Annotated in this window: 11 protein-coding genes; 5 read left to right on the top strand and 6 right to left on the bottom strand. The window is 47.9% G+C overall.

Features of this window, described 5'->3' with window-relative positions:
- Positions 1–4: 4 nt before the first annotated feature.
- A complete protein-coding gene (locus QUA42_RS01630) occupies positions 5–793 on the top strand; it encodes a DUF928 domain-containing protein (protein ID WP_333134516.1) in 789 nt (262 codons plus the stop codon).
- A 274-nt stretch (positions 794–1,067) separates the two neighbouring features.
- Here QUA42_RS01630 and QUA42_RS01635 read toward each other — a convergent pair whose 3' ends face one another.
- The gene (locus QUA42_RS01635; protein WP_333134518.1) at positions 1,068–1,823 is read right to left on the bottom strand and encodes a biotin/lipoate A/B protein ligase family protein; all 756 of its coding nucleotides are present in this window, start codon (positions 1,821–1,823) and stop codon (positions 1,068–1,070) included.
- Between the two features lie 144 nt (positions 1,824–1,967).
- On the opposite strand from QUA42_RS01635, the gene QUA42_RS01640 reads away from it, so the two are divergent.
- Positions 1,968–2,294 (top strand): thioredoxin family protein, encoded by a 327-nt coding sequence (locus QUA42_RS01640; protein WP_172188562.1) that lies wholly within the window; start codon positions 1,968–1,970, stop codon positions 2,292–2,294.
- Positions 2,295–2,654: 360 nt separating this feature from the next.
- On the top strand, positions 2,655–3,872 hold the full coding sequence (locus QUA42_RS01645) for an LL-diaminopimelate aminotransferase (protein WP_333134520.1): 1,218 nt from the start codon (positions 2,655–2,657) through the stop codon (positions 3,870–3,872).
- A gap of 252 nt (positions 3,873–4,124) precedes the next feature.
- Here the strand turns inward: QUA42_RS01645 and QUA42_RS01650 are convergent, their stop codons facing one another.
- On the bottom strand, positions 4,125–4,523 hold the full coding sequence (locus tag QUA42_RS01650; RefSeq protein ID WP_333134522.1) for a hypothetical protein: 399 nt from the start codon (positions 4,521–4,523) through the stop codon (positions 4,125–4,127).
- A 127-nt stretch (positions 4,524–4,650) separates the two neighbouring features.
- On the bottom strand, positions 4,651–5,457 hold the full coding sequence (gene surE, locus QUA42_RS01655) for a 5'/3'-nucleotidase SurE (protein ID WP_333134524.1): 807 nt from the start codon (positions 5,455–5,457) through the stop codon (positions 4,651–4,653).
- A gap of 222 nt (positions 5,458–5,679) precedes the next feature.
- On the opposite strand from surE, the gene pheS reads away from it, so the two are divergent.
- Positions 5,680–6,684 (top strand): phenylalanine--tRNA ligase subunit alpha, encoded by a 1,005-nt coding sequence (gene pheS / locus QUA42_RS01660; protein ID WP_333134526.1) that lies wholly within the window; start codon positions 5,680–5,682, stop codon positions 6,682–6,684.
- Positions 6,685–6,906: 222 nt separating this feature from the next.
- Here the strand turns inward: pheS and QUA42_RS01665 are convergent, their stop codons facing one another.
- Together QUA42_RS01665 and QUA42_RS01670 are read right to left on the bottom strand one after the other, a co-directional pair.
- The gene (locus QUA42_RS01665; RefSeq protein WP_333134528.1) at positions 6,907–7,356 is read right to left on the bottom strand and encodes a hypothetical protein; all 450 of its coding nucleotides are present in this window, start codon (positions 7,354–7,356) and stop codon (positions 6,907–6,909) included.
- A 656-nt stretch (positions 7,357–8,012) separates the two neighbouring features.
- Positions 8,013–11,534 carry a response regulator gene (locus tag QUA42_RS01670; protein WP_333134530.1) on the bottom strand — a complete coding sequence of 1,174 codons (3,522 nt, stop codon included), beginning with the start codon at positions 11,532–11,534 and terminating at the stop codon, positions 8,013–8,015.
- Between the two features lie 1,712 nt (positions 11,535–13,246).
- Here QUA42_RS01670 and QUA42_RS01675 point away from each other — a divergent pair.
- The gene (locus tag QUA42_RS01675; protein WP_333134532.1) at positions 13,247–13,870 is read left to right on the top strand and encodes a GNAT family N-acetyltransferase; all 624 of its coding nucleotides are present in this window, start codon (positions 13,247–13,249) and stop codon (positions 13,868–13,870) included.
- Positions 13,871–14,518: 648 nt separating this feature from the next.
- On the opposite strand, the gene QUA42_RS01680 is transcribed toward QUA42_RS01675, so the two are convergent.
- Positions 14,519–17,571, bottom strand: a 3,053-nt coding sequence (locus QUA42_RS01680) for an Ig-like domain-containing protein (protein ID WP_445301278.1), incomplete at its 5' end; no start/stop codon positions are given.

Here is a 17,571-nt window from a genome sequence, read left to right on the forward strand (position 1 = left end):
ACTCATGAAAAAGATGAAAAAAAATACTAAGTTTCTCATCCACCTGACATCAATGGCAGCGGTAGTATCGATCGCCATACTCAACATTTCCCAACTTGCCGTTTTGGGACGACCGCCAATAAACACAATTGACGGGCCAGACAATACTCAATCGGGAGGGCCGCGCTTGGTTCAGCCTATTGAAGATATGTTACCGGGCGATCTACCGAGAGTGACGCGCACAGCAAGTAAATGCGTGAAGGGTGAGATAGAGTTTACAGCCTTGATACCAGAAAATAAAATCGGACGGACTGTTTCGGAATATCCTGTATTCTTTTTCTACTTGCCTCAAACAGAGGCACAAGAAGCCGAGTTTGTCCTCAAAGATGAAAACGGGAAGCCGATTTATCAAACAACCCTAAAAACTAACAATTCATCAGGGGTAATCGGTGTTAGTCTCCCCGCCGATAAAAATGTGTCCCCCTTGCAAGTAGGCAAAAATTACCGTTGGTCTGTTGCATTGATTTGTGACGCTCAAGACAGATCCGCAGATATGTTGGAAGAAGGTATTGTGCGCCGAGTTGAACTCAGTGCAGATATCCGCAGTCAATTAGAGAAGGCTGATGCGCGCCAGAAAACCTTTATTTATGCTCAGAATGGGATTTGGCAAGAGGCTCTCAGCAATCTAGCTGCCGCTCGTGGCGCTAATCCTAATGATGCAGAATTAACTGCTGATTGGGAAAGCTTGCTGGATTCTGTGAAATTGAACCAAATTGCCAAAGAGCCGATCGTTCAAATTGAGCCGCAGCCATAAGCCGTACTGCATTTAAATTTAACTTTTCTGGAGTAGGAGCAACGGCCCACAATAGTTTTAATAAAAATCAGTGTACAAGTTTTTAACTTGTCTGAGTAACAGCCAATATGGCTGTTCTACACTAATTTTTTTTGGGAACGGCCATCTTTGCCGTTCCCAAAAGGCGATCGACTTCGTAACATCCCCACAATAATTATTCCAGAAATCTCTTGTGGAACAGGCATCTTTGCTGTTCCCAAAATGTGGCAGTAAAGCCCACCCCCAAATATGCAGGTTAAAAAATGTGAAACAGCTTATTACTTGTTAATTCCCCAATATCCTGCCATTCCTCTTCTGAAAGCGACTGCACTTCCAAATCAATTTCAAAACAGCGAGAAGCCGCCGCACTCAAAACGTCAATTACAGTTGTAATCAAATCATCTCCCACTTCAGATAGAGGTAATTGCACAGGAATTAATTCCTCTCCAAACACTTGAGAAAACAATTTAACATCTGGCTGCAAACGCATCGAACCGTGCTGCAAAATAGCATCACCCCGTCGCAATTGCGCGCTACCAATTAACTTGCAGCCATCAAGTGTAACTAAATCCGCACCCGTCGCAGTACCAAAACAATTCGGATTGTGAATATAGCCCCTTCCAGCTTCCCCGTATTGCAAATCCAAACCCATCGCCCTCCAACCCTCAATCAAAAACTCGCAAATAGTCTGATAAGCTTTCATACGGCTGCTTCCAAATCCCGACGCCACAACTGCATAAGTTAAATCCCCTTGGTGCAGCACGGCGCGCCCGCCGCTGGGCCTCCTCACCAACTCCACAGGCATTCCCTGCCAAGACAACTGCTGCCAAAACTCCGGCCACCTGCGCTGGTGGTAGCCCAAGGAAATCGCCGCCGGTTGCCAAGTGTAAAATCGCAGAGTTGGCGGATGTTTGCCCGCTAGATGCTGTTCCAGTAGCCATTGGTCGATAGCCATCTGCACGCTACCAGACGCCGACAACAGTGGAATTAAACGCCATACAGAATTAGCCATCAGTCCCCAGTCCTGAGTTCGCACTCAATAATTCGCAGAATGTTTTAAAATTAGTAACAGTTTTTTGGGCCTGTCTTGTCAGTTGGTGCAAGTTTCACGCCTGCGGGTGCTTTAGAAATAAATAGAAAAAATAATCCCAGAACCATGAGCAACAGTGTAATTGTCATTAACGACGAAAAATTTGAAACAGAAGTCCTGAAAGCAGAGCAACCAGTGCTTGCCTATTTTTGGGCTAGTTGGTGCGGGCCTTGCAAACTGATCGCGCCTTCGGTAGACTGGGTGGCGGCCAACTACAGCGATCGGCTGAAAGTGGTTAAAATGGAAATTGACCCCAATCCTAATACTGTCAAGCAGTATAAAGTAGAAGGAGTCCCAGCTCTCAGGCTCTTTAAAAATGCCGAAGTAGTGCTTTCTCACGAGGGAGCTATTACTAAACAAACTTTGATCGGTTTGCTCGACGCTCACTTATAAACTTTGGAAATGATTCGGGAGTTTCCAACTCCCAACTTACAATTATAGCAATCGCAAATATTTTTTTAATATCTCTCTTTTATCCTCGATATTCCTCTTTGACTCTACGCCCTCTGCGCTCTCGGCGGTTAGTGAAAAAAAATAATTCACAAACTAAATAAAAATGCCCTATCAAAAAAAATCTTACCCCCAGATAAAAAGATTCATTAAAATCCCCAAAAATTACCAGAAAGAATTGGTTTAAACCCCCAAGCCTTGTAGGGAGAAATTAAAAGAAGACTATTTATTACTCCAATCCTCTTCCTTCCAGGTAGAGGTCGCTATCAACTGTCAACTGTCAACTGTCAACTGAAAAAAAATATGCAATTTGCTAAACGTTTAGAGCCACTGCAATTTAATGTATTTGCCGATATGGATCGGGCAAAAGCTCAAGCTAGAGCAGCGGGGCAAAATGTGATTGACTTGTCTCTGGGTTCTTCGGATTTGCCGGCGGCTGCTCATATTACAGATGCGATCGCACATTCTCTGTCCGACACCAGCACTCACGGCTATTTGCTATTTAACGGCACAAGAGATTTTCGGGAAGCAGCAGCTATTTGGTACAAGCAAAAATTTGGGATTGCAGTCAATCCAGAAACAGAAGTGCTGCCGTTAATTGGTTCCCAAGAAGGCACGGCGCATATGCCTTTAGCTGTACTCAACCCGGGAGATTTTGCTTTGTTGCTCGATCCCGGCTATCCTTCCCACGCAGGCGGTGTGCATTTAGCGGGCGGTCAAATTTATCCGATGCCGCTATTAGCAGAAAATGCGTTTTTGCCGATATTTGAAGATATTCCGGCAGCAGTGCTGGCTCAGTCGAAGATGATGGTTTTGAGCTATCCTCACAATCCTACAACTGCGATCGCCCCGGTTGCTTTTTTTGAGAAAGCTGTGGATTTTTGTCGGGAACATCAACTTGTTTTAGTTCACGATTTCCCTTATGTGGATTTGGTGTTTGACGATCGCAATTCTCTCATAGAGGCAGAGTCTGGTAACGAGGAAGAATATCGAAAATTGATGGCGCCGTCAATCTTTCAGGCGGATCGAGATAAGAATGTGGCGATCGAGTTTTTTACACTATCCAAATCCTACAGTATGGGAGGTTTTCGAGTCGGATACGCGATCGGCAATTCCGAACTAATTGCAGCGCTGCGACAGGTAAAAGCCGCAGTGGACTTCAACCAATACCGAGGGATCTTGAACGGAGCGATCTCCGCATTAACCGGCCCTCAAGATACCGTCAGAACCAGCGTAGAAACCTTCAGACAACGGCGGGATGCCTTTGTAAACGCGCTGCAGGGCATCGGCTGGCAAGTACCCGTACCCCCCGCCACCATGTACGTCTGGGCAAAACTGCCGGAACCTTGGGCCCAAGATTCCGTGAAATTTTGCACTCAGCTAGTACAGAGTACAGGAGTCGCAGCTTCCCCCGGTGCCGGTTTCGGGAAATCAGGAGAAGGCTACGTGCGATTTGCCTTAGTCGAGTCGCCAGCAATTTTGGAAGCAGCAGTTAGAAAAATAGCTGAGTTTCTAAATTGAGCAATGTGATATGTGTCAACTTAACTCGAAATACCCTCGTGAGACTTACGCCCACCAAACTTGAGCTTTGAGGCAGGGATTAAAACCCCTGCCGGACAGGGGTTTTGACGTTTTTGGGCACAGGATGAAGGGCAAGGCGTCTAAGTGCTTACCCCTAGCTCAAGAGGGATGCAATTGCTAAAATAGTGTGATTTCTACCTAAAGGAATAGATATTTGCACGCAGTATCTGTCAGAATTTCTTTTAAGAAATGTTAAGGTGAGACCTCTTCGGAATTACCAGTTCCGCTCACCCACTCTAAAAATCCTTGCAGTGAATTCTGTCGGGGTAGCGATTGTTCCGTAGCGGCGAGCGCACACCCGAAAAACACCACACTGCCTAAAATGGCAATCAGCGGAAAAGGCTTACTCAATCCAAAGTCCCGCTGAAGGCGAGCTAACGGTCTGCTCTCGCGCCTGAGCATCTTTCCTACCGTCAGTTGTTTGAGACTAAAAGGATCGCGCACAAAATGACCGCTCCAGCTAATTACCATATGAGAATGGCAGTGGGGACAAGTGAAAAGTCCACTGACCATTCCGACGGGGCCTACGACGCTGGAACGGTTGCAGATCGGGCAAGTGACAGAATGAGTGTTATAGGTGGGAGCGTTCATAAATGTTTTTCTTGAGTAAAAAAAACTAACAAGTAATTGGGAGCCTGTGTTAACGCCTAAGGTATAGACCTTTAGAGGCACTTTTCCTTAATTCCTAGTTTACCGCTCCGATCGGGTCGATCGGAGCTCACTGCTTGGGAAAACCTTCAAATTGCCAATCCCGCAACGAGTGCAAGTCTGGAGCACAGGTGAGATTATATTGCAAAGGAGTTACGGTTATTCTGTTGTCGCGAATAGCTTGTACGTCTGTAGGAATATCATGCGGCACCGCCGAATCGGCGATTTCTTCTATATCTTCTAACAATTCCCCAGCCAGCCAATAATAAGTTTTGCCGCGCGGATCGGTGCGCTTTTGAAATATGTCGAAATAGCGGCGAATGCCTTGACGGGCGATCGCAACTCCGGTAATTTCTGCTTGTGTGACTGCTGGTATGTTGACATTCAACAGCATCGGTTTCGCCATTGGCTGTTTTTCCAACTGTGCCAGCAAGGTGACAGCGAAATCCACCGCCGGCCCAAATTCCTGCGAAGTAAAGCTGGCGAGGCTGAAAGCTATGCTGGGAATGCCTTCCATAATTCCTTCCATTGCTGCCGAAACCGTACCCGAACAGATGATGTCCGTGCCTAAATTGGGCCCGTGGTTGATACCGGAAAGAACAAAATCCGGCGGTTTGTCAAGTAAAGCCCACAAAGCAAGTTTCACGCAGTCGGCGGGAGTGCCCGAACAGGCCCAAGCTTGGACTGGGGGCTCAAAAATAGATTCGACAATTTCAGCGCGGATGGGTTGGTGGAGGGTAAGGCCGTGGCCGGTAGCGGAGCGCTCTCTGTCGGGACAAACTACGCTCACGTCGTGACCAGCGGCGGCGAGAGCGTTGGCGAGGCTACGGATGCCTTGTGCAAAGATGCCGTCGTCGTTGCTAATTAAAAGTTTCATTGAAATTTTTATAGGCCTTATAGCAATCTTAAACTAGATTCAACTAGGGCGATCGCTCTAACATCCAATTACCTATTACAAATTATCCCTAACTGCCGAAAATCTAAAATCTAAAATCTAAAATCTAAAATCAACAAGCTGTCGAGCCAAAATTGCGCTAAACTCAACTTGGCCCAAAACTGCCATCAATCTAAAATCTAAAATCTAAAATCTAAAATCAAAATGACTGTCCAGCTAAGCGACATTGAAACTCAACTAGAAACCCTCGGCCAAGAGTCCAAAAGTGCGATCGCCACTGCCAATACCCTCGAACAACTCGAACAATTGCGCGTCGGCTACCTCGGCAAAAAAGGCCAACTCTCTCAAATTTTAGGCATGATGGGCAAACTGTCGCCAGACCAGCGACCCAAAGTAGGTGCGATCGCCAATACAGTCAAAGAAGCCCTGCAAGCCGATTTAGAAGACAAGCGCGCCGCCCTCCAAACCGCCCAAATCCAAGCCAAATTAGCCTCCGAAACCATCGATGTCACCATGCCGGGGATTTTTCGCCCCCAAGGCCGCGTTCACCCCTTAAACGCCGTCATAGACCGCGCTCTCGATATCTTTGTCGGCCTCGGATACACCGTCGCCAACGGCCCGGAAATGGAAACTGATTATTACAACTTCGAGGCACTGAACACCCCGCCAGACCATCCAGCGCGGGATATGCAAGATACATTTTACCTACCAGGTGGCGACTTGCTGCGGACTCAGACATCATCAGTGCAAATTCGCTACATGGAACAGCACAAACCGCCGATTAGGATTGTCTCTCCCGGCCGCGTTTACCGCCGCGATACTGTTGATGCTACTCACGCCGCAGTTTTTCACCAAATTGAACTTTTAGCAATTGGTGAAGGTCTAACATTTACTGACTTGAAAGGCACAATTAAAGAGTTTTTGCGGCAAATGTTCGGGCAAGATTTGCCGATCCGTTTCCGCACGAGTTACTTTCCGTTTACTGAACCTTCTGCCGAAGTTGATTTGCAGTGGAACGGCAAATGGCTGGAAGTTTTGGGCTGCGGAACGGTTGATCCGAATGTTCTTAAAGGAGTCGGTTTAGATCCAGAAAAATATACTGGGTTTGCGGCCGGTTTTGGTGTCGAGCGGTTCGCAATGGTACTTTATGAAATCGACGATATTCGCCGGGTTTATGCTAGCGATTTGCGGTTTTTGCGACAATTTTAAACAAGGGCTTGGGGTCGCTTACAGGAGCCGCCGTCTAGAGGTCTTGGTCAATGTACATCAATCTTTCAGTTTCAAGTAAGTAAGTACAAATAAACATCACTTGGGGAGAGGGCGGGTTCTGCAACGATCGACTCGCCCTTACTGTAGATAAGCCCTAAAGCCACCCCTACAAGCCCCTGCAAGATATTATTGTTTTTTTGCGCTTACCTACTTATTTATTGTCTACTTGCTAAAAACACCCTTGATGCTGTCAACAGCGCTCTCGACAGCATTCTTGGTATTATCTACTGCTTTCTGAGTCCGAGCTGAATCTTCCGATGCTCTTTTCTCAATTGTGGCGGCATCTTTCTTAGCTTTGCGCTCTACAAAACTACCATCATCCGATGCTCGATCGACTTTACCAGCATTTGTCTTTGCAGTTTCCTTAACCTTCTCTTCTGTATCTCGGATGAAATTCTTGGTTCGTCCAGCATCTTTGCTGGCTTTTTCTTGAACGCCATCGCCCGCATCTGCTGTTGCTGCCATCGAGTTTACAGCAGGAGAAGCCATTGCTGCGGTGTTCGAGAAGAACGCACCAGACCAGACGAAGGCCATCGCACAGACGCAAAGCACAGTTGCAGCGATCGAGCGCCCTAAAGTCGAAAGCCGTTTCGTAAAATAATTCAGTTTCATAGAATACAAAAGAAGATATGACACTCTATTTTTACTCGATCAGAGCGATCGGTGTAACCGTTCTCTAGATAGAGGTTATCCAGCGACGAGTGGTTAAAAAAGTTCCCTCTTTTGATAGATTCAAGCCAGGACTGTCAGTCAATGGTAGATTTTAGAGTTGAGATTTGAGATGTGAGATTTGAGATTTGACTCTACAAGCGTAATTGGGAATCTTGAACTTTGATGGATAGATTGTAGATTTTAGACTTTAGATTAAACACTTGAGCTCAAATCTGTTAGGAGAAGAATTCTTCCTATATCTCTGCTCTGAATCTGCTCTGAATCTGCGTGAATCAGCGTCAATCCCTTGTCATCTGCGGTTAATAAATTGTCTTTTTGTAACCGCAGATCCAGGCAGATAAACACAGATAAATTATATCAATTCCTATTGCACCGGAATTATTGTTGACTGTTGACTGTTGACGGGCGGGTCGAAAAACTGAATGGTTGAGTGTTAACTGTTGACTTGAGTTTATTATTCCGATGCAACCGGAAACGATATCACAGAGTGACCATCGCTTTGGACTACATACATATTTTGCGACTCCTCTACTTATTTAGGAATAGGTTGTTCCCGAAATTGTGAGTGGGATATCAACATATAATACTTATCATGACTAATCACAATTTAGTAAAAAAGTCAATACAGTTTCATCAATTCCCTTTAGTTTCAAAGGCTTATATTTAACAATGCGATTTTCCTCAACATAATCTGCCACCGCCGCCGAAATTAGCACCGTGTTTGGTTCCGTTACCTCTTGCAAGCGGGCGGCAATATTCACGCTCGGCCCGATCGCAGTATAATCCGATCGATCGGGGCCGCCAAACATCCCCACCACCGCAGTACCCTGGTGAATTCCGCAGCGAAACCGCACCGGAGGCACCCCATTTTCCCCAACAATTCCCTGCTCCAACCAGCCCTTATTAAGCTCCTTGAGAGATAGCACCATTTGCCTTGCAGCAGCGATAGCGCGGCGTACTTGCTCGTTAGGTGTTAGTTCCTCCGGCGCGCCAAAGAAAGCCATTACCGCATCTCCAACAAACTTGTCCACCGTACCGCCACTGTCAAAAATAGCCTTAGTCATTGCCGCCAAATATTCATTCAACAGCTCAGCTACCCGGCGCGAGCGCAGCGTATTTGCCATTTGAGTAAAACCGACAATATCGCTAAACAGAATAGTAATCAATCGCGGTTCCGGGCGCAAATCCAATGCCAAATCTCCAGCCGCAGCGGCCTTCACCATCGCCGGTGGCAAAAATCGGCGTAGCACCGACTCAGTTAAATAACTGTTCAACTGCTGCACTCGGCGCTCGTTTTGTTTGAGGGCGATCAAATTCCGCACTTCCGCCAACAATTCTCGATCGTTAAAAGGCTTGGACAAATAAGCATCAGCACCCCGTTCTACTCCTTCAATTCGAGTATCTTCGTCGGCTTTAGCAGTCAGCAAAATTGCCGGAGTTCCCTGCAATTCCTCATCTTCTCGAATCATCTTAATCAAATCCAAACCCGAAACCAAAGGCATCATCAAATCCGTTATAATTAAATTAGGGCGACGTTTTTTAGCCACGGCAAATCCTTCTTCTCCGTTGCGAGCCAGCAACACTGCAAAGCCGGAATCTCGCAGAATAGCTGACACATAAAAGCGTAAATCGGGATTGTCGTCAACCACCAAAACCGTTCCCACTGCTGTTTCTGATCTGACCGGTTGGAGCGGCTCAAAGTTGTAATTTTCAGCCTCATTTTCGGACAAATCTGCCTCCACATCTGCCAGTTCCACCGCAGCTTTGGATGAGTGAAACTCTGCTGGTATTTCTAGTACCTGTTCCGGCGGCAAGTGAGTCGAACCGAAGTGCAGCCAAACGGTAAAAGTAGTACCTTCGCCGTAAACTGACTCAACAGAAATTTGACCGCCGTGGAGTTCGACCAATTCTTTGACAAGTGCCAAACCTAAACCGCTGCCTTCGTAGGAACGGCTAGCAGAACCTTCGGCTTGGTGAAAGCGCTCGAATAAATAGGGAATTTGTTCGGTGCGAATGCCGATACCGGTGTCTTTTACTTGCAACAAGCAGTGAGCGCCAGCCGATTCAACTTTCAGGGTGATAGTTCCGCCTTCTGGGGTGAATTTAACAGCATTTGATAGCAGGTTGTAAATAACTTTGTCAAATCTTTCCAGATCCAAATAAAGTAAAGGACATTCTTGCAGTTGGGTAATTAAGTGCAGTCCTTTTTTCTCACAGTAGGCGCGGAACGACTCTGCGGTAGAGTAACAGAAACCGACTAAATCGCAGGGGCGGAAACTCGGCTGCATCCGTCCGGCATCGAGCCGCTGCAAGTCCAGCAGTTGATTTACCAAGCGCAGGAGGCGGCGGGAATTACGCAAAGCGATTACGGCTTGTTCGTAGGGCAAGTCTTCTTGGCGCCTGCAAGCTGATTCCAGAGGGCCGATAGTTAGAGTTAGAGGCGTGCGGAACTCGTGGGAGATATTTTGGAAAAATTCGGTCTTGAGCCGATCGGCTTCCAGAAGCCGTTCTGCCTGCTGTCTGGTAGTCTGGTAGAGGCGCGACTGCTGTACGGCCAGAGCAGCTTGAGTTGCGACTATTTGAGCCAGGTCAATATCTGAGATGTTCCAGCGGCGGATGCTGCGATTTTGGCGCAGGGAAATGCTGCCGATGATTTTGCCTTCTGAGAGCAAGGGAACGACTAACAGGGCGCGGGCTGGCGATCGAACTTGGAGTTCTGTAACATTTAACTCGGGGTGTTCCTCGAGATCTTCGATCGCCACCGGCTCTTTTGATACCATAACTTGCAGCAACACCGGATTGCCCCGAATCGGCACCAAAGACTGTGGCAAAGAAGGATGGGCAAAAACCCAAGCCCGAGTGTTAGCAGCAGCATCGCCAGAAGCCGTCTCGTAGCCCAGGGGGTTCGCAACTACCTCTGGATCAATAAAACCCTGTTCTACAGCCACGGTATCCATATTTGTGTCGTATAGCCCCACGCATTGGACGTATTCATCATCTTCTGTCCACAGAGATAGGGCGCAGCCGTCAACTTGCAAAGCTTGGCCGAGTTGTTGAGTAATGGCTGCAAAAATATTTTGAGGATCGAGACTCGATCGAATTGCCGTAGTAATAGTATTGACTAAGGCCTCGCGCTTTGCCAGCGCCCGCACCCGTTCGTAAGCCCGGGCTTGAGAAAGCGCCAAAGCCGCTTGGTCTGCCACCGTAATTACCAACTGTACCTCGTGGTCTTGCCACTGGCGCGGTCGATCGAACTGGTGCAGCGCCAAGACTGCCATCAGTTCGATTTTGTAAAACAGCGGTACGATCAAGCTCGATCGAATATTCGCAGCTTCGTAAGCCTGCTGTCGTTGCTGATTATCCCAGTTTAAAACTCGATCGTCAGTTTGGGCATCTTGAATCACCTCCACATCCAGAGTTTCCCAAACCAAATCCGGCAGCAAATCCGGGGAGAGTTCGGCAGCAGAAGCATCACCGGGCATCGCTTCCTCATCGCCCCGCAACCCTTTAGTTTCTGCCTTCTGGTAAACGAACCACTCATCGGCCACCCGGCCGTCTTGGAACGGCCGCAGCAGACAGCAACTCACCTCAAACATCTGCCCGACACTTTCCACAATTCTTTGCAGCATTTGCTGGTAATTGGGAGCCGATCGGATAGTATTGGTAACGGCATAAAGCAGCGATTCTTGGCTCAAAGCACGGCGCAGTTCATTGGTGCGCGTTTTCAGAAGATTGTGAGTCTCAACAGCTTGACTGACAAGATTTATCAGCTCTTGAGCATCCCAAGGCTTGGTAACGTATTTGAATACTTTGCCAGCGTTAATAGCTTCCACTAAATCTTCAACATCCGTATAGCCAGTTAAAATAATTCGGATCACGTCGGGGTACTGAGCCGCCGTCAAGCTGAGAAACTCCGTACCGCTCATTTTTGGCATTCGCTGGTCGGAGATAATCACCGCAACTTCTCCCTCTTTTGCCAAAATTTCGAGAGCAGCGGGACCAGATTCGGCTCTGAGCACTTTGTAGTCTCGATGGAAGGTGCGGTAAAGCAAGTCGAGGTTATCCGGTTCGTCATCGACGATCAGAATTTTTAGCTTAGGATTTTCTTGGGAATTCATGCACCGTTCTCCTGTGCCCCGGGGCTGTTCGATTTAATAAGTCTGATTAAAGGAAGAATTCGCCGATTTAAATTGCTGAAGTCATACCCTTTTCGATTTTCGATTTTCGATTGCGAATGACTGATGACATAAGGATTCGGATTTTGCCTAGAGTGCCATTATTTTGGGAAAATGGTATCACAATAATTCGTGGATATGAAGTTGTTGTGAGTGTGCGAGGCAAGCATCAACCTTCATTTTTGATGTCTGGGTTTTCAATTCGGAATTCTTCTGAGCCACAGTTATCTGTCGTGCACCCCAATTTTATTATTTAATGATATTCATATAAACTCGTCTCCCGATAAGTTTTTTTTACCCCTTACCTTTATGCAGCAATAGAGCAAACACAAATCTGGCCATTTTAACTGCCGTCTGGATATCTCAGAATACATAGGAATAACCGTCCTGATTGTGAGTTGATTTGCCAAATTTATGTTTGCTCCTAGCTCCTGGGAATATTGTATTTGGTATGTGAAAGCTGCCCGCAGCAAGATATAATAGACAACCAACATCTTCGCCTGTGTTTTTTTCCCACAAGTAACAGCAACTTTAACAGTCAGCCAAGGATAGCGACCACCATCGGGCCCTGAGCCCCTGACTGATATTGGGGGGTGGCTGACAGACCACAGAGGTGTCTGTGGGAGTGACGCAATTGCTGTACCATTTTAGTTAGACTTGCACTTTTTTCCCCGATCTCGGCATTTTTTGTGCGTCCTGCAGACCTTCGACAAGCCAATTACTGCGGCGAAACACCGCAAGCTCGAGCATCCATCTGTTAATCTTAGCTAGGGATGTACTCTGTGGAAACCGATCAGTCGATTTTAGATTTTAGATTTTAGATTTTAGATTTACTCCACAGATGAATCGGGGAGCTTGAACTAGGGTCTAAAATTTTGAGCTGTCCCCGACGAGTGTCGGTGGCTTGTATCGGTTTTTGGGCAGGGTCAATCAGCTCGATCGAGGTTTTGAAGGTCTCGCTCGCGCGCAGCAGAGTATCGAACCGATGGGGAAAACCCCTGCAGACTGTTTCCCGGCATCCAAATTTAAATTGGAAGTTGGGAAAGTACCCCCTAGCTCAACAGGTAAGGCCGGTTCGATCGGGGACGGGCGATGGATAGCCCAGAACTGCTGAAAGCTGGGGTGTCAGGTCGGGAGGCGGCGGTGAACATCCGACGCGCGATCGTGCCCGGTGTTAGTATGGTCAGTCGTTGAGTTTTTCAACTACCGCTTGACGGATAAATTATATTCGATCGGGTATTTCCGTAAGCAGAGAGCGGTAGGATTCCGGGAACCTGACGTTAAAACCTTTGTGATTGTTTTTAATACCTTGCCCGCTAAGCTGTCGCGCATTTAATTTGTAAGCTACTGTTTACTTAAACTCTTGTGATGTCGGCCGAAAGCCAGGGATCAAGCTTCAATTTAAAGGTCAAATAGCTTATCCACAAATCTAGTATTAGGGGATGAGTTTTATTTTGTCATAACTAGAGTATTAAATGCTAATAATTTTGCATTTACCTCAAATGCTACTTAAAGTCAAGCAAAAAAAATGTAATTTAATTGGGTAATAAACTATGCCTATAAGTTACGTTATAAGATCAGTATAACATCAGTGAATTTTCTAAGAGGGTAGCTTAGAAACCCGCGTAAAAAAATTACTATAGTGGCCTGGCATTGTGAATCCTTCATTTTTTTCCTCACCATCTCACCAACAACAACCTCCCGGACTTTCTGGTTTTTCTATCCGGGTGGCTGCGCCCAACGACTTAACGCAGCTAGCTGATATTTTAGCCATGAGCTTTCACTCCCGCGAGGGGTTTGTAGAATGGGTGTATCCAGTGTTGCGTTTGGGCATTTACGAAGATTTAAAAAATCGACTGCGTTCTAAGGCAGAACATTACATTTGTCTGGTTGCTGAGCTAGTCTCGCGCGAGGAGGGAACGCAGAATTATCGATCGCACCGAGATCAGCGCATAACAGGAACAGTAGAAATGGCTATGCGTTCTCGCTTTCCTTGGCAAAGCCCTAATTCTGACTATCCTTATTTGTCGAATTTAGCCGTTCACCCAGAGTATCGGCGGCAGGGGGTTGCTCAACAATTGCTCAGCCACTGCGAGGAGACAGCCAGAGAATGGGGATTTTCTGAGATTTACCTCCACGTTCTGGAAAATAATCACGCGGCGCGACAGTTGTACTATCAGGCCGGCTATCGCTTGCAACAGGTGGATTGGAATTGGACTGGTTGGCTGTTCGGCCAGCCGCGCCGGCTGTTTTTACGCAAGCAGATTTCGCTATCCTAAGCTAAGTATTTGAATTGATTATGGAGAATTGGGGCTTCACCAAGAAAAAGGAAAAAATAGCTATCCGTGTATCTCTTCTTTCCTTCTATTGTGAATCAATGGAATGGGAATGGGGAATTAGTGATGAATTTTAGTTGGCTCTTAAGCCCGATCGCACAACACACTAAAATTAGTGGGTAGTAAACACTTGATCTACCAACCATTGTGTACATTGGAACACCTGAAAAAACCCATAGAAAGTTATATAAACTCCGGTAGCATCGTCGGGCGTAAAAACAGTCAAAAATTACGGCTTATGAAACAGGAATTAATATAATTAATCTGCCTTAATCTGTGTTTATCAGCGGTAAACAAATATATTTTATTCACCGCAGATGACAATAGATTGACCCTGGTTCACGTCGATAAAGATAATAGATTGATGAATAATCTAGCTCCTAACAGATTTGATATTATACCAAATCCGGCTTGAATACACCTTTATTTTTTAGCATTTGAGAGAGGAACAAAAGCCAACTGTAAGAGCGATTTCAAAGGCCGAGTGCTACAAAGTTTCTAACCCGGATTGAGTATTGTGAGGAACGCCACAGAAGTTCTGATCTGCTGCGGCGTTTTGTTCGCCAGAACAGGAGACTTTCGCCGCCAATTCTAGAGCTCAGAGAGATTTGGTAGGAAATCCGAGGAGCCGATCGCCCCGTTAACCCCCACCAGATTCGCTAAAACGCGATCGGTTGCTGCTACTAGCAGCAACGTACCGTTCGGAGTGGCGCTAAATTGCAACTGCTGGAAACTCAGCCCGTCGCTCAAAACAAACTTATCGACGCCTACCTCAAAGTTAATGACAGTATCAGTCCCGCCATCAGCACTCAACACATATCGATCGCTCCCAATACCTCCAATTAAAGTATCCTCGCCCAAGTCACCAAACAGCCAGTCATCTCCAGCGCCCCCATTGAGAAGGTCGTTATCTTTACCACCAATCAGGGTATCGCTGCCAGCATCTCCGTTGATAGTATCTTGGCCTTCATTGCCGTAGAGCAAGTCATCGCCGTCACCGCCGTTGATGCAGTCTTGCTGGTCGTTTGCGCCCACCGAGACAGCCCGGTTATCAGCACGATCGCCATAGATGGTATCGTTACCCTCGCCACCGCAGAGTTCATCGCTGCCGTCACCGCCGTAAATCAAGTCGTCACCCTGATCTCCGTGTATGAGGTCGTTAGCTTTACCGCCGTAAATCAAGTCGTTGTCTTGACCGCCACTGATGGTATCGTCACCCTCATCGCCGAACAGCACATCAGCACCGATGCCACCAAAGAGCAAGTCTTGGCCGCCAACATCTTTAGCTCGACTTCGAGCGCCACCGTACATGGTGTCATCGCCGCTGTCGCCGACGAGGGTATCAGAGCCGAGTTCGCCCCAAATCAGGTCATTATCTTTGCCACCCCAAACACAATCATTGCCTTTACCTGCTTGCACGGTATCATTACCGTGGCCGCCGCCGATGATGTCGTTGCCGCTGTCGGCAAAGATTAAGTCTTGTTCGCCGAGATCCCCGATGGACTGGGAACTGCCACTGTCGCCCAGCAGAGTATCGGCTCCTTCGCCACCGTAGAGGGTATCGGAGCCTAATTGACCGTAGATGATGTCATTGCCTTTACCTCCGTAAGCGCGATCGTTATCTTTGCCTGCAACCAGCGTATCGTTGTCTTGTTGGCCGTTGAGGAAGTCGTTACCGAAGCCTCCGTACAGCAAGTCGCGTCCCTCGGAGTCTGTGGCCCTTTGGTCGCGGATGCCCCCAAACAAGCTGTCGGAGCCGATGCCACCAAACAACGTATCGGAGCCGAGTTCGCCCCAAATTCGGTCATTTTCTTTACCTCCAAGGGCAATATCGTCACCTTTGCCGGTATGGATGGTATCGTCGCCCTCGTTGCCGTTAATGAGGTCTGCACCCTCGCCTCCGAAAATCAAATCGCGAGCATCGTCAGGACTCTGGGAGTTGTTCTGCCCGGTGTCTCCGAGAATCGTATCCGCACCTCGATCTCCAAACAGGGTGTCAGAGCCTAAGTCGCCGGCAATCCAGTCGTTCTGTTTGCCTGCAAATACGATATCGTTGCCCTCGTCTCCGTAAACAATATCGGTGTCAATGCCCCCAAAAATGGTGTCATTGTCTTCGTTGCCGTAAATCTCGTCCGCGCCGTCTTCACCTAAAAGCAGGTCGTTGCCTTCAAAACCGACAATTTTTTGATTGCCTTTGGTGTCTACGATGAAGTCATCGCCGTTGGTTCCTTTGGTGGTTTGTCCCTCTGAAAATTGTGAAATCGGCCGGACAAATCCAACTGCAGGTGGTTGCTGCGGGGGCGCAAAGTTAATTCCCGGTTTTTCAATAATGGGAGAACATTGACAGTCGGTATCTGTTTCCCCGATCGGATTTGAGATACCGGGCGCGGGTGTTGGTGTTGGTGTTGGTACGAGTGGGGGAACAGTTCCAACTGGCCTCAAGATAGCAGCAACAGTAGCGCTAGCGGGGCTGACTTTGCCGAGGTTGTCGGTCGCCGTGTAGCTGAAAGTTGCTCCGTTAAAGTCAACTGTGGCTACGAAAAATAGTTGTCCTATTTGTGCCGGAGTCAAAACTTGACCGGCTGTCACGGGTACGTCGCCGTTGACTGAATCTGATAAGAACAGGACTCCTTGGTTAGCTGGGGGGACGCTGGTGATCGTGTAAGAGACGATCGACCCATCGGGGTCACTTCCTCCCAATCCCAAGACCTGCACGATGCCGTTAGTCGGAACCGTGAAGTTAACATTGTTAATCGATGGCGGTTGGTTGGAAGTCGGGGATATAGCGGCAACTGTAGCAGTGGCGGGGCTGGTAGCGCCGCTGTTATCTGTGGCGCTGTAGCTGAAATTGGCACCGGTAAAGCTACCTGTGGATTGGAAAAATAGTTGTCCTATTTGTTCCGGCGTCAGGACTTGACCTGGTGTCACGGCTACTCCGCCGTTAGCTGGATCTCCTAAAAACAGGATTCCTTGGGCCGCTGGCGGCAGGGTGTTGATGGTGTAAGAGGCGATCGACCCATCGGGGTCACTTCCTCCCAATCCCGGCACCCGCGCGCTGCTGTTGGGGTCTACCGTGAAATTAGCATTGTTGGTTACTGGCGGTAAGTTTAGGGGATTTGGTGTGGGAGTTGCTCCTGTGGAACCGAGAGTAGCGGTAACCAGGGGACTGGTAGCGCCGTTGTTATCTGTAGCGCTGTAGCTGAAAGTTGCTCCGGTAAAGCTAGCTGTGGATTGGAAAAATAGTTGTCCTAGCTGTTCCGGTGTCAAGACTTGGCCCGGTGTCACGGCGACTCCGCCGTTGGCTGGATCTCCTAAAAACAGGATGCCTTGGGCCGCTGGCGGCAGGGTGTTGATGGTGTAAGAGGCGATCGACCCATCGGGGTCACTTTTTCCCAATCCCGGAATTTGCGCGGTGCTGTTGGGCTCTAGGGTGAGGTTAGTATTATTGGCTGCTGGCGGTTCGTTGGGAGTCGGTGTGGGAGTTGGTGTTGGAGTTGGTGTTGGTGCTGGAATCGGTATTGGTAATGGTGTGGGAGTGGGTGTTGGTACTGGTACTGGAGTCGGTGGGGGTGTCGTTCCTGTTAAACCGAGATTCGCGTTAGCTGGGGGGCTAACTGCGCCGCTGTTATCTGTGGCGCTGTAGG

This window comes from Microcoleus sp. Pol11C2, assembly GCF_036701505.1.
Taxonomy (GTDB): domain Bacteria; phylum Cyanobacteriota; class Cyanobacteriia; order Cyanobacteriales; family Microcoleaceae; genus Microcoleus.

Coding starts and splice junctions, on each gene's coding strand:
- QUA42_RS01670 (WP_333134530.1), bottom strand. CDS start 11,534: ATGAATTCCCAAGAAAATCCTAAGCTAAAAATTCTGATCGTCGATGAC.
- QUA42_RS01650 (WP_333134522.1), bottom strand. CDS start 4,523: ATGAACGCTCCCACCTATAACACTCATTCTGTCACTTGCCCGATCTGC.
- QUA42_RS01635 (WP_333134518.1), bottom strand. CDS start 1,823: ATGGCTAATTCTGTATGGCGTTTAATTCCACTGTTGTCGGCGTCTGGT.
- QUA42_RS01640 (WP_172188562.1), top strand. CDS start 1,968: ATGAGCAACAGTGTAATTGTCATTAACGACGAAAAATTTGAAACAGAA.
- pheS (WP_333134526.1), top strand. CDS start 5,680: ATGACTGTCCAGCTAAGCGACATTGAAACTCAACTAGAAACCCTCGGC.
- QUA42_RS01665 (WP_333134528.1), bottom strand. CDS start 7,356: ATGAAACTGAATTATTTTACGAAACGGCTTTCGACTTTAGGGCGCTCG.
- QUA42_RS01645 (WP_333134520.1), top strand. CDS start 2,655: ATGCAATTTGCTAAACGTTTAGAGCCACTGCAATTTAATGTATTTGCC.
- surE (WP_333134524.1), bottom strand. CDS start 5,457: ATGAAACTTTTAATTAGCAACGACGACGGCATCTTTGCACAAGGCATC.
- QUA42_RS01630 (WP_333134516.1), top strand. CDS start 5: ATGAAAAAGATGAAAAAAAATACTAAGTTTCTCATCCACCTGACATCA.